This window comes from Kitasatospora cineracea (assembly GCF_003751605.1).
In the GTDB taxonomy this organism is placed as follows: Bacteria; Actinomycetota; Actinomycetes; order Streptomycetales; family Streptomycetaceae; genus Kitasatospora; species Kitasatospora cineracea.
This window is the reverse complement of the sequence record NZ_RJVJ01000001.1, coordinates 4,647,843-4,660,356: the sequence shown is the minus strand read 5'-3', so window position 1 is coordinate 4,660,356 and position 12,514 is coordinate 4,647,843. Positions and strand designations below refer to the sequence as shown.

Genomic DNA, 12,514 nt, shown 5'->3' with positions numbered 1-12,514 from the left:
TCAGCGCGCCTGCCGGGCCGGGTCAGGGCTGCTGCGTCGGCGGGGGCGTGGGGACGGGCGGGCCGGTGAGGAGGGTGCCGGTGTCGGAGAAGGGCCAGGCGTTGGGCAGGCAGCCGTGCAGGCCGAAGATCTGCTGCTGCATCACGGGGGCGGGCAGGCCGGGGCCGGGGCAGTCGACGTGGCCGAAGCCGAGGACGTGGCCGACCTCGTGGTTGACCGCCAGCGCGTGGTACTCCTGGGGGCGGCCGCGGTAGGACTCGGTGAGGTCGGTCCACCGCTTGACGTTGATCACGACCTGGTGGCCCGCGCCGCAGTTGACCTCGCCGCCGGTGTCCAGGCCGTACTGGCCGCAGATCCGGTCGGTGGAGGCGGGCGTGGCCAGGTAGACGGTGAAGTCGACCGGGTCCGCGGAGACCCGCTGGAAGGTGCGGGTGCCGTCGGCGGACCAGCCGCGGCGGACGTCGGCGAGCACCGCGTCCACCTCGGCCGCGAACTGCTCGGGCCGCTCGGCCAGCCCGTCCTCCGCCCGCACCTTGTACCGGTACGCCTTCCCCCGGTACCGGCCGGCTCCGTGCCGCCGCCCGCCGTGGTGAACGCCATCGGCGCGGAAGCCGCCGGTGCGGCCGGGCGCCGCCACGGGTGCCAGACGGCCAGGGCGGCGGCCACCGCCAGGGCGAGCAGGACGGCGAGCGCCGGTTTCGGCTTGAGGTGTCGGAGCATCGTGGAGCAGCGGCTTTCTGACGTTTGCTGACGGGGGTCACCGGACGGGTTCCGGTCCGGACCCCACTCTGCCAGCCGCCGATCAACAGATGATCAACAGGGGCGGACGCGGACGCGAGCGAGCGGGGACGCCGGTGCGACCGGTGCGGGCGCGCGGGTCTGCCGATACGTGACTGATTCGCCCGCCCGCCCTCGCCGCCTACCGTCGGAGACGTCAACCGGAACACCCCACGACACTCCACGGGAGCAGCAGATGACCGCCTACGCACTGGCCCAGGTCCACTCGGTGGAGTTCGGCCCCGACATCGTCGAGTACCTCGAGCGCATCGACGCCACCCTGGACCCCTTCGGCGGACGGTTCATCGTCCACGGCGGCAAGTCCGAGACCGTGGAGGGCAGTTGGGGCCAGAGCGGCACGATCGTCATCGAGTTCCCCGACTACGCGCGGGCCCGCGCCTGGTGGGACTCGCCCGCCTACCGGGAGATCCTGCCGCTGCGCACCCGGCACATGGTCGCCGACATCGTCCTCATCGAGGGCGTCCCGTCCGGCTACCGCGGCGCGGACTCGCTCAAGCACTGACCCCGGTCCCGGCGGGGCCTGGTGGCGGAGCTTTCGCCGGCGCGAGGGGAGGGCGGGGACGCCCGGGACGAGGTCCACCTGGTCGACGACCCGGCGTGGGCCGGGGCGACGGCCGGGGCGGTGGTCGCCCCGGCGGCGCGGGACGAGTACCTCGACGTGGTCTTCGTCGCCGACGGCACCGCCATGGGCTCCGTCCGGCACGCCCTGCTCGCCCTCGACCTCGCCGACGAGGAGGAGGACGGGGATCTCGACCCGGTGTACTACCGGGAGTTGGCCGACTCTCCGCCGCCGGTCCGCGAGTTCCGTGTCGCTCCGGCCGCCGTGCCGGGAGTGCACGTGAACCTGGTGCTCGGGAACATGGACTTCCAGGAGCTCGCCGCGATCGCGGGCGCCGGTCCCGACGGCGTCTTCGACTCCTGAGGGCCGCCCGGGCCCTACCCGGGACCGGCGGCGGAACCGGCGGCGGAGCCGGTGTCGGGGACGTGGGCGGCGTAGAGGCGTTGGAGCAGGCGGTTCGGGCCGCCGGGTACAGGGGTTCCGGCCGACCTGATCGGCCCGCACACCGTCGAGGCGATCGCCCGCGCCGTGTACGACGAGTACAAGGAGCCGCTGTGCGCCGCGCCGGCGCTGCCGTCCCGGATGGTCGAGGCGGAGTTGCTCGGCCGATCCGCCGCCACGGTCCCGCCCCCTGACGGCGGGGCGGGGTCGGCAGGGGGGACAATCGCGGGTATGCGCACTCTTCTCGTCATCGGCATCGGCGCGGGCGACCCCAACCACCTCACCCTGGAGGCGGTCAAGGCGTTCGGCCGCGCCGACGTGTTCCTGCTGCTGGACAAGCCCGCCGAGCGGCAGGACCTGATGCGGCTGCGGCGGGACATGATCGCCGAGCACGGCCGCCCCGGGCACCGGGTGGTCGAGCTGGTCGACCCGGCCCGGGACCGCGGCGCGGCCGCGTACGCGGAGGCGGTGGAGGAGTGGCGGGAGCGGCGGGCCGACCTGGTGGAGCGGGCGGTGGCCGAGCAGGTGCCGGACGGCGGGACGGGCGCGCTGCTGGTGTGGGGCGACCCGGCGCTGTACGACAGCGTGACCGCCGTGCTGGACCGGATCCTGGCGCGCGGCCGGACGGAGTTCGGGTACACGGTCGTCCCCGGCATCAGCAGCGTCTCGGTGCTGGCGGCCCGGCACCGCACCACGCTGACCCGCACCGCGCGTCCGGTGCGGATCACCACCGGGCGGCGGCTGGCCGCCGAGGGCTTCGGACCGGGCTCGGAGGACGCGGTGGTGATGCTGGACGGGCAGGGCGCGTTCGCCGAGATCGACCCCGCGGGCGTGCACATCCACTACGGCGCCTACCTGGGCACCGGGGACGAGATCCTGGTCTCCGGACCGCTGGCCGAACTCGCCGACGAGATCGCCGAGTTGAGGCGGGAAGCGCGCGAGCGCAAGGGCTGGATCATGGACAGCTACCTGCTGCGCCGCACCGACGACTGACCGACTCCCGCCCGCCCCGTCCACCAGGCGGGGCGTCGTAAGAGGGAACCCGGTGACGCCTTTGGTGGCCGGTCCGGGACTGCCCCGCAGCGGTGAGCGGGAACGACCGCCGTCATACGCACTGGGTCCGGACGCGCCTGGGAAGCGACGGCCAGTAGGTGCCCGGGAGGCGTCAACTCCCCGGGTGCGCCCGCGAGTCCGAAGTCCTGCCCGTGCCCGGGTGCGACCCGTTCGCGCCCGGTAGCCGGTGACCTCGAGGGCGGGCCGGCACGGACAACGGGCGGGCCGCAGACCCGGGCCTCGATCGGCAGCCTGGTCACCGCCGCCCGCACCCTGCGCGCGCAGCTGCAGGACCAGCGGACCGACTGACCGCACGCCCCAGGGCCGGTCCGTACCCCGCGCGGGGCGCGAACCGGCCCTGGGAGGTTGCTAGTTGGCGGCGGTAACGGCCGTGGCGGGCGTCCGGACGGGCTTGGGGAGCAGCAGGCGTTCGGCGAGGTGGCCGAAGAGCAGGCCGAAGGACAGCCAGAGGGTGAGCTGGATGGCCAGGGCCGCGGTGCGGAACTGCCAGAGCAGGGTGGCGGAGAAGTCCGCGGGGACTTCGTTGATCGCGGGCAGCAGGACGTACCCGAGGCCGATCAGCGCGGCGTAGCCGAGCGCGGCGGCCAGGGTGGCGTTCCAGTTGCCCAGGCGCGGGGCGAGCTGCTTGCCGGCCACGGTCGCGGCGACCGCGAGCAGCACGCTGAGCAGCATCATCAGGAAGTACAGGGCGGTGCGGTGGCCGATGGTGTCGGGGTCGCCGACGGACGGCGGGTTGGCCGGGTACTTGAGGAAGGGGACGAGGTAGACGGCGACCAGGGCGGCGCCGGAGAGCAGCAGGGCGGTGGCCCGGGGGCCGAGGCGGCCGGTGCGGCCGAGCGCGAAGCAGTACGCGAGGGCGGCGATGCCGCCCAGGGCGAGGCCGTAGAGCAGGATGCCGGTGGCCAGGCCCGCGGTGGACTGCAGGGTGCGGCTGACGAGTTCCTCGCCGTGCTCGTGGCTGTGGCCCTCCTCGAAGGCGATCGCCGCGTCGATGCGGGGCTCGCCCAGCAGGTAGGCGACGACCAGGGCGAGGACGCCCGCGCCGAGTCCGGCGAGCATGCCGCGGACCAGGAGGTTCCTGACGGTGTGGGAGTTCATGTGTTCAGGTGCTCGCTTCTTCTGCCGGGCGGGTCAGTGGCAGGGGAAGCCGAGCAGGTGGCGGCCGTCGTGCACCCACTCGTGCACGCTCTCGCCGGAGATCAGCGAGGTGGCGCCCTGTTCGGCGCCGACGAAGTAGAGCACGGCGAGCAGCAGGACGCCGAAGAACAGCGCCCAGGGGGCGACGGCCCTGACGGAGAGGGGGGTGATGGCCGGCGTGGTGACGGCGGCGGGCGCGATGGGGTGAGCCATGGCCGGGTGACCTCCTTGCGGGAACTCGCGTCCCGGTCGTGTGGAGCAGGAAACGACGGAGGCGGGTCTGACTTCCCCGTGGCCGGGGTTCACAGTGGCGCGACCGTGCCGGGTTCTCACCGGACTTCCGCGTACCGTCGTTGATATGAGGTTGTTCGCCGAGAAGGTACCGTTCCCGGGCGGGCCCCGCCAGGGGCGCGGCACGCCGCACCGCCAGGACGTGGACGAATGATCCGTGGAGGGGAGGGCCCGTGTCGGTCCGGGTGATGTTGGTCGCACCGGCGCTCGGGACGGAGCTGCGCGAGGCCCGGTTCGGGGACGACCTGCCGCTGACGGACGCCGAACTGGACCCGGCCCGCGCCCTGGCCGCACCCCGGGCCGACCTCGTACTGACCGGGCCGTCCGCGCGCTGCCGGCAGACCGCCGGGGCGCTGGGCCTGCCCGGGGCCCGGGTCGAGGCCGCCCTCGGCGATCTGGACGCGGGCAGCTGGCGCGGCCGCCGCCTCACCGAACTCGCCGCGTCCGCACCGCAGTCGATCAGCGCCTGGCTGTCCGACCCGGACTTCGCCCCGCCCGGCGGCGAGTGCGTCACCGCCCTGCTGGCCCGGGTCGGCACCTGGCTGGACGCCCTGCCCGCCGACGCCGGCCGCCTGCTCGCCGTCGCCGAACCGGCCGTCGTCCGGGCCGCCGTGGTGCACGCGCTGGCCCTGCCGCCCGCCGCGTTCTGGCGGCTGGACGCCGCCCCGCTCACCGCCACCTCGCTGAGCGGCCGCGCGGCACGCTGGAACCTGCGCTGCGGCGCACCCCTGACGCCCCGTCAGCCGACGTAGCGCAGCGCGCCGGCGGTCAGGGGCAGTCGGGGAGGGCGGGGCGGTCCTTGGTGCGGACGGCCGGGAGCCAGCCGGTGACGGTTCCGGGGAGGCGGATCCGGTACCAGAGGGTGGAGGCGACGTCCTCCTCGTTGATGACGGGGAGGCCGTCGCGGAGCTGGCAGTCGGCGTCGAGGACGTCGTCGTGCCAGACCCGGGTGGCGATGACGTTCTCGGTGGTGTACGGGCGCATCGGGTCGACGGCGAGGCCGAGACTGCACCGGGGGTCGCGGTCGGTGCGGTCCTGGCAGCCGCGTTCGGCGTTGAAGACCTGCAGGCGGCCGGGCCGGGCGGGCCGGTCCGGGGGCGGCCAGAGGGCGGCCGCGACGGCGGTGGCGGCCGCGAGGACGGCGGCGAGGACGAGCAGGACGGGACGGGAGCGCGGGCGGCGGCCGGGGCCGGGGCCGGGGCCGGAGTGGTGGGCGCGGATCCGGGCGAGCAGGCTCTCGGCGGTGTGCGGGGCGCGGGCGGCGTGGGTGGTGGCGAGGCAGTCGGCGGCCAGGGCCCGCCAGAACGGGGGGATGCCGGGGTCCAGCCGCAGCGCGGCGCGGCCTTCGGCGTACTGCTGGGCGGCGGCGCTGCGGGCGGTGGGGGTGGCGCCGGGGAACGGCGGGACGCCCGCGGCGAACACCTCGTGGATCACGATGCCGAGCGCCCAGATGTCGGCGGTCGTCCGGACCTTGACGCCGTGTTCGCCGAGCGGTTCCCTCCGGCGTTCGGGCGGGAGGTAGTCGGGGGTGCCCAGCGGGGCGGAGTAGCCGTGGGTGCCGGTGAGTTCGATGGCGAGGCCGAAGTCGGAGAGCCGGACCTCGCCGTCCTCGCCGATGAGGACGTTCTCGGGTTTCAGGTCGCCGTGGGCCCAACCGGAGCGGTGCAGGTGGGCCAGGCCCTCGCAGATCCCGGCCACGATCCGGCCGCCCCGGTCCTCGTCCGGACCGCTGCCGGACGGGCCGCTGCCGGACGGGCCCCTGCCGGACGGGCCGGTGCCGGGCAGGTCGCTGCCGGTCGGGCCGGTGCCGGGCAGGTCGGCAACGAGCAGGTCGCGCAGGGTGCACCGGGCGCGTTCCATCACCAGGACGATCGCGCCGTCGAGCACCGGGTGGTCGGGGGCGGACAGGACGAGGGTGTCGAGCAACCGGACCAGCCGGGGGTGCGGCGCGGTGCGGGCCAACTCGGCTTCCCGCCGGGCGGTTTCGGCGACCCGGCGGGCCTGGCGGGGGGCGAGCCCGGCGGTCGGCAGCACCTTGAGCGCGACCGTGTCGTCCGCGTCGGCGCCCGCCGCACCGTCCGAGCCGTCCGAGCCGTCGGCCGCCCCGGTTCGGCGGGCGGCGTAGACGGTCGCCCAGCCGCCTTCGCCGATGGGCCCGGTGACGGTCCAGCCGCCGACCCGGTGGCCGGGCGGCAGCAGGTCCTCGCGATCCTCGCCGAAGTCCGGGTGGGGCACCATCGGCACGTCTCCCTACCGTCCGGGCCCGGCGGGTTCGGGGTGCGGCAGGAGCGCGAGGTGCTCCTCGCGGACGATGCCGAACTTCAGGGCGAGGCCGACGACGGCCTCGCGCTTGCCGTGGCGGCGGTCGGCCCGGCCCGCGCCGTCGGGCAGGTCGATGCGGAGCTTCTCGTCGGCCAGGTAGTCCAGGTGCGAGCTGACCGCGCGGGCGGTGAGCCGGGCGCAGGCGGGGTGTCCGTGCAGCCGGGCGACCACCTGCGGGGTGGTGGGCACGGCGGCGGGCGAGCGGTCGCGCAGCCAGGGTTCGCAGAGCGCGACCAGGACCAGGAAGTAGGTGGCGGTCTCGTCCATCGAGTACGCCGTCATGGTGCGGCTGGCGCCGGAGCCGCCGAGGGTGTGCGGGTCCAGGTAGACGTGGTCGGGCGCGAACACCTGGAAGGAGAGCGGGGTTTCGCGCCGTGAGGGCAGCACCACCCGGGAGAACTCGAACGGGATCGGCGCGCCGACCCGCCGCGGCGGCACCCGCAGGTACTCTCCGGCGCCCTCCGGGTTCTCCACCAGGTAGGCGTGGGTGTTGCTGAGGTTGCTCAACTGCCAGTGGTCGTCGATCGCGTGGATCTCACCGGCCAGCCGGGAGACCGTCTCGTCGCCGAGGCGGAGCTCCACCGGCGTGCCGGCCGAGCCGCGGCCGAACCGCGCCCGCTCCCCCGGACCGAGCCGCAGGGTCACGGCGTCGTCGCCGTTGCCCTCCGGCAGGTGGACGACGATCCCGCTCACCGCTCCCCCGTCCCGCGCCGCACCGCTCCCCCGTTCCGACCGTTGCCCGACGGACGAACGCTACCCCTTTGAGCATGACAACCACCGTGTGGTGTAGGTCACGTGACAAGGTGTGGGGGGAGCGGGCGGGAGTTGCGGTCAGGGCAACGGCGTCCCCGTGGGCAGCGGTGCCACCGGGCGGTCGCCGAAGGCGGTCCACGGCCGCCAGCCGCCGCCGGGCCGGTCCTGGACCCGGGTGCGCAGCCGGCCGTCCCCGGCCACCGCGAAGACGTGCAGCCGCCCGGTCGGGTCGGCGACGGCCGTGGGCGGGGCGGCGGCCGGGCCGGGTTCGCCGAAGTCCTCGCCGAGCACCCCGTCCGGCGCCCAGGCTCCCGCGAGCGCCGACTGCCAGCGGTGGGACAGCCGTTCGCCGCCGGGGGCGAGCGTGAACGCCTCCAGTCGGCCGTCCGCTCCGGCGACCGTCAGCGGGGCGGCGGTGGACCAGCCGAGCAGCGGCTGCCAGTCGTCCCAGCCCCCGCTGGGCACCGACTGGCGGCGGTGGAAGGCCGCCGTGCCGGACGGGGCGACCGCGGTGACGTTCAGGCGGCCGGTGCCGTCCCGGGCCACCCGCGGCGCGCCGCCCGCGGGCGTGCCGAAGCGCTCCCAGCCGGACCAGGCGCCGCCGGGCGAGGTCTGCCAGCGGTGCAGCAGCGCCGCGCCGCCGGGCGCGAGCACGAACACCTCCAACCGGCCGTCGGCGTTGGCGGCGACCACCGGCGGTGCGCCCACCGGGCCGCCGAACCCCGCGTCCCAGTCCTCCCAGTCGGGCGAGCCGGGCGAGCGCTGGCGGCGGCGGGCGACCAGCGCGCCGCCGGGGGCGGGCGCGAAGACCTCCAGTCGGCCGTCGGCGTTCCGGGCGACGGCGGGGGCGGCGCCGGCCGGGCCGCCGAACGCCTCCCAGTCCGACCAGGAGCCGTCGGCCCGCTGGACGCGGTGGTCCAGCCCGGTGCCGCCGGGGGCGAGCGAGAACACCTCCAACCGGCCGTCGGTGTCGCGGCCCAGCACCGGCACCGCGCCGGCCGGGCCGCCGAACGCCTCCCAGTCCGACCAGGTGTCGGCGGCCGGGTCGAGCTGGACCCGGCGCAGCACCGACCGGTCGGCCGCGTCCAGGGCGAAGACGTTCAGCAGGCCCCGCGCGTCCAGGGCGGCGACCGGGTTGTCCGGGCTCTGCCAGGGCGGCGGGGCGGGCTGCCAGCGCAGCGGGGCCAGGTACAGGCCGTGCCGGAACCAGCCCGCGGCGCTCGCCCACCACTGCTGCCCGTCGGTGACCGCCTCCACCGCGTGGCCCGGCACGTGGCCGGCCCAGCCGTCGAGGGTGAAGCGGAACGGGTCCCGGGAGGCGAGGACGTCGGTGCCCTCGTACCCGTTCCGCGGCCCGAGGAACAGGTAGTACCAGCCGTCCCGGGCCACCACGAACGGCGACTCGGTGACCGACACGCCGTCCGCGGCGGTCGCCGCGTCGGCGAAGGCCACGCCCGGGGCTCCCCAGGCCAGCAGGTCGGCGGAGCGCCGGTAGCAGACCTGGTGCCGGCCGTCGGCGGCCGCCAGTTCGGTGTAGTACATCACCCACTCGGCGCCGATCCGCAGCACCATCGGGTCGCGGGCGGCGTTGCCGCGGAACAGCGGCCCGGACGGCAGCCGGGTCCAGGTGGACAGGTCGGTGGAGGTCGCGGCGTTGATCGCCGCCCCGGCGCGCCCGCCCGCCGCGTAGAACATCCAGTGGACGCCGTTCGACTCGACGACGTGCGGGGCCCACAGGTGCTCCTCCCCGAAGTACGAGGGATCGACCGTCAACGCGTCCGGGTGCCCGGTCCACGGGCCGGACGGGTCGGGCGCCGAGGCGTGCGCGAACGACACCTCGGCGGAACTGTCGGGCGCCTGCCCGGGCGGCGCGCTGTCCCCGACGATGCCGAACAGGTGCCAACGCCCGCCCGTCCGGACCAGCGTGTGGTCGTTGAGGTAGCGGCCGCGCACGGTGGACGGGTCGTAGACCTGGCCGAACGGCCCGGCGCCGACCCACAGGTGGGGCTCGGCGGCATCGACGGCGACGGCGGGGGCCGCGGTGGCGGGACGGCCCGCGAGCGGGAGCACGAGTGCTCCCGCTCCGGCCGCCCGCAGCAGTCCGCGCCTGCTGATCGGGGACATGACTGCGCTCCAGGAGGGTTGCCGGTACGGTCAGCCGACGGCGGGTCCGGCGGTGGTGTTGAGCCAGGCCCAGTCGGACCAGGTGGAGAATCCGGTCTGCCACTTGTGGAAGACACCCGCGTTGCTGGTCCCGAAGACCTCGATCCGCCCGTCCGCGTTGGCGGTGGCGACGACCTCGGTGCCGCCGCTGCCGAAGGTCTCCCACTGGTTGTAGGGGGCGTTCAGACCGGTCTGCCAGATGTGCTGCGCGGTGCTGCCGTTGATGGCGAACACCTCGACCCGCCCGTCCGGGGCGCGCTCGCTGGTGAGCCGGGAGTCGGCCGGTCCTCCGGTGGGCTCCCAGTCGGACCAACCGGTGGGGCTGGTCTGGTACTTGTGGAACACGCCGACCGGTCCGGACGCGAAGACCTCCAGACGGCCGTCCTGGTTGTGGTCGACCGTGAGGTCACGACCGCCACCGCCGAAGGTCTCCCAGGCGGACCAGCCGCCGTTCACCCCCGTCTGCCAAATGTGCTGGAAGGTGCTGCCGTTGAGGGCGAACACCTCCAACCGCCCGTCCGGAGCCTTCCCGAGCGCGATCTCACTGTCGGCGGGACCGCCACCCGTGGACTCCCAGTCCGACCAGCCGCCGTTCGGCGCGGCCTGGTACTTGTGGAAGACGCCGACCGGTCCGGAGGCGAACACCTCGATCCGACCGTCCTGGTTGGAGCCGACCGCGAGGTCATGACCGCCACCACCGAAGGACTCCCAACCGGACCAGCCGCCGGACGGCTGGAGCTGGTAACGGTGTTGCAAAGTAGTGCCGTTGAGGGCGAACACCTCCAGTCGGCCGTCCGCGTTCGGCGCGATCGCGAGCTCCGCCCCGCCCGGACCGCCGAGCGTCTCCCAGTCCGACCACGCGCCGCTCGCCGTGGTCTGCCAGGCGTGCGAGATCCCGTTCGCCCCGGCCGCGAACACCTCCAACCGCCCGTCCGCCGACCGCGCCGACACCACCCGACCCGACTGCGCCGGATACACCAACGGCGCCGGACCGGGATCGTGGTGACCGAGCCGGTCCACGGCGTCCCGCGCCTCGCCCATCCAGCGCAGGTGCGCGCCCTGGTTGTAGGTCGACCAGGGCTGCCAGTCGGTGCCGCCGTTGGAGATGCGGAAGGCCGCGTCGGCGTTGCACTGGGCGTCGTAGGCGCAGGCGTCGCTGACCTCGGGGTGCCAGTAGTCGTTGATCTCCCACAGGCCGCGGTCGGTGGACGGCGGCGTGTTGTTCTGGACGTTGGACGCGTGCGGGTCGCAACTGGACTCGGCGAGGCCGACGGCGATCGCGGTCACCAGGGCATCGCCCCGGAAACCCGCCTGGTAGCCGACCTCGGCACACAAATCACTGCCGGTGGCGGCCGGCACGGGCGTGGCACCGGCCAGCAGGCCCGCCGTCACGCCCAGCGAGGCGAGCGCGGACAGCAGGATCCGGAGGGGCACCCGGCGGGCACCCTGCGTTCTGGTCACGTGATGGCTCCTCAATTGACGGCGGGTCCGGCGGTGGTGTTGAGCCAGGCCCAGTCGGACCAGGTGGAGAATCCGGTCTGCCACTTGTGGAAGACACCGGCACTGCTGGTCCCGAAGACCTCGATCCGCCCGTCCGCGTTGGCCGCCGCGACCACCTCGGTGCCGCCGCTGCCGAAGGTCTCCCACTGGTTGTAGGGGGCGTTCAGACCGGTCTGCCAGATGTGCTGCGCGGTGCTGCCGTTGATGGCGAACACCTCGACCCGCCCGTCCGCGGTCGGCTGGCTGGTGAGCCGGGAGTCGGCGGGGCCGCCGGTGGGCTCCCAGTCGGACCAACTGTTCGGGCTGGTCTGGTACTTGTGGAAGACGCCGACCGGTCCGGACGCGAAGACCTCCAGGCGTCCGTCCTGGTTGTGGTCGACGGTGAGGTCGCGGCCGCCGCCGCCGAAGGTCTCCCAGGCGGACCAGCCGCCGTTCACGCCGGTCTGCCACTGGTGCTGGAAGGTGCTGCCGTTGAGGGCGAACACCTCCAGGCGCCCGTCCGGGGCCTTGCCGAGCGCGATCTCGCTGTCGGCGGGACCGCCTCCGGTGGGCTCCCAGTCGGACCAACTGTTCGGGCTGGTCTGGTACTTGTGGAAGACGCCGACCGGTCCGGAGGCGAACACCTCGATCCGGCCGTCCTGGTTGGAGCCGACCGCGAGGTCGTGGCCGCCACCACCGAAGGACTCCCAACCGGACCAGCCGCCGGAGGGCTGGAGCTGGTAACGGTGTTGCAAGGTACTGCCGTTGAGGGCGAACACCTCCAGGCGCCCGTCCGCGTTCGGCGCGATCGCGAGCTCCGCCCCGCCCGGACCGCCGAGCGTCTCCCAGTCCGACCACGCGCCGCTCGCCGTGGTCTGCCAGGCGTGCGAGATCCCGTTCGCCCCGGCCGCGAACACCTCCAACCGCCCGTCCGCCGACCGCGCCGACACCACCCGACCCGACTGCGCCGGATGCACCAACGGCGCCGGACCGGGGCCGGATCCCGGGATGCAGGGCACCGGGACGCCGCGCTCGGCGAGGTACGGCACCGGGTCGGTGCGTACGGTCGCGTTCGGGTCGGCCCAGACCCGCAGGTGCAGGTGCGGGCCGCTGGAGGTGCCCTCGCTGCCCATCAGCGCGATCTGCTGACCGGCCGTCACGTGGTCGCCGACGGCCACGTCCCGTTCGTACATGTGTCCGTACTCGGTGATGGTCCCGTCCGGGTGCAGGACGCGGATCCACTGGCCGTAGCCCTGGGCCGGGCCGGAGGCCACCACCTCGCCGTCGCCGACCGCGTGGATCGGGGTCCCGTAGTCGTTGGCGATGTCGATGCCGTTGTGCTCGTCGGTGTAGCCCTGGGAGATGAACCCGGCGGCCGGGCAGGACGCCGGGAACCCGGCAGCGGCGGCGGGGGCGGCCGGTCCGGTGAGCGGCAGCAGCGCGGCGGCCGCGGCCAGCGCCAGGTACGGGGCGCGGCGGGAGAGGGAGGAGAACACC

12 protein-coding genes and 1 riboswitch are annotated in these 12,514 nt (G+C 74.8%); of the genes, 4 read left to right on the top strand and 8 right to left on the bottom strand.

Features of this window, described 5'->3' with window-relative positions:
- Positions 1–22 precede the first annotated feature (22 nt).
- Complete coding sequence (locus tag EDD39_RS21110) at positions 23–637, bottom strand: DUF3152 domain-containing protein (RefSeq protein ID WP_279638396.1); 615 nt, start codon at positions 635–637, stop codon at positions 23–25.
- A 336-nt stretch (positions 638–973) separates the two neighbouring features.
- Between EDD39_RS21110 and EDD39_RS21105 the strand changes: the two genes are divergently transcribed.
- The 3 genes from EDD39_RS21105 (at position 974) to cobF (ending at position 2,791) form a co-directional block, all read left to right on the top strand.
- On the top strand, positions 974–1,300 hold the full coding sequence (locus EDD39_RS21105; protein ID WP_123558254.1) for a DUF1330 domain-containing protein: 327 nt from the start codon (positions 974–976) through the stop codon (positions 1,298–1,300).
- Positions 1,301–1,321: 21 nt separating this feature from the next.
- Complete coding sequence (locus EDD39_RS21100; RefSeq protein WP_123558251.1) at positions 1,322–1,720, top strand: DUF6924 domain-containing protein; 399 nt, start codon at positions 1,322–1,324, stop codon at positions 1,718–1,720.
- A 309-nt stretch (positions 1,721–2,029) separates the two neighbouring features.
- Positions 2,030–2,791 carry a precorrin-6A synthase (deacetylating) gene (gene cobF / locus EDD39_RS21090; RefSeq protein ID WP_123558247.1) on the top strand — a complete coding sequence of 254 codons (762 nt, stop codon included), beginning with the start codon at positions 2,030–2,032 and terminating at the stop codon, positions 2,789–2,791.
- Positions 2,792–2,833: 42 nt separating this feature from the next.
- Positions 2,834–2,999, top strand: a riboswitch (cobalamin riboswitch).
- Between the two features lie 221 nt (positions 3,000–3,220).
- Here cobF and EDD39_RS21085 read toward each other — a convergent pair.
- Together EDD39_RS21085 and EDD39_RS21080 are read right to left on the bottom strand one after the other, a co-directional pair.
- Positions 3,221–3,970, bottom strand: a complete 750-nt coding sequence (locus tag EDD39_RS21085; protein WP_123558245.1) for a CbtA family protein — start codon at positions 3,968–3,970, stop codon at positions 3,221–3,223.
- A gap of 33 nt (positions 3,971–4,003) precedes the next feature.
- Complete coding sequence (locus EDD39_RS21080; protein WP_123558243.1) at positions 4,004–4,222, bottom strand: CbtB domain-containing protein; 219 nt, start codon at positions 4,220–4,222, stop codon at positions 4,004–4,006.
- A 266-nt stretch (positions 4,223–4,488) separates the two neighbouring features.
- Between EDD39_RS21080 and EDD39_RS21075 the strand changes: the two genes are divergently transcribed.
- Positions 4,489–5,052, top strand: coding sequence for a histidine phosphatase family protein (locus EDD39_RS21075; protein WP_244256872.1), 564 nt, complete (start codon positions 4,489–4,491; stop codon positions 5,050–5,052).
- Between the two features lie 16 nt (positions 5,053–5,068).
- On the opposite strand, the gene EDD39_RS21070 is transcribed toward EDD39_RS21075, so the two are convergent.
- From EDD39_RS21070 to EDD39_RS21050, 5 genes are all read right to left on the bottom strand, one after another.
- On the bottom strand, positions 5,069–6,538 hold the full coding sequence (locus EDD39_RS21070) for a serine/threonine-protein kinase (protein ID WP_123558239.1): 1,470 nt from the start codon (positions 6,536–6,538) through the stop codon (positions 5,069–5,071).
- A 12-nt stretch (positions 6,539–6,550) separates the two neighbouring features.
- Positions 6,551–7,315, bottom strand: coding sequence for a serine/threonine protein kinase (locus EDD39_RS21065; RefSeq protein ID WP_208765550.1), 765 nt, complete (start codon positions 7,313–7,315; stop codon positions 6,551–6,553).
- Between the two features lie 138 nt (positions 7,316–7,453).
- Positions 7,454–9,499, bottom strand: coding sequence for a DUF8189 domain-containing protein (locus EDD39_RS21060; protein ID WP_123558237.1), 2,046 nt, complete (start codon positions 9,497–9,499; stop codon positions 7,454–7,456).
- Positions 9,500–9,529: 30 nt separating this feature from the next.
- Positions 9,530–10,999: a DUF8189 domain-containing protein gene (locus EDD39_RS21055; RefSeq protein ID WP_244256869.1), complete on the bottom strand. Its 1,470-nt coding sequence runs from the start codon at positions 10,997–10,999 to the stop codon at positions 9,530–9,532.
- 11 nt (positions 11,000–11,010) lie between these two features.
- On the bottom strand, positions 11,011–12,513 hold the full coding sequence (locus EDD39_RS21050; RefSeq protein WP_123558234.1) for a DUF8189 domain-containing protein: 1,503 nt from the start codon (positions 12,511–12,513) through the stop codon (positions 11,011–11,013).
- Position 12,514: the final 1 nt, after the last annotated feature.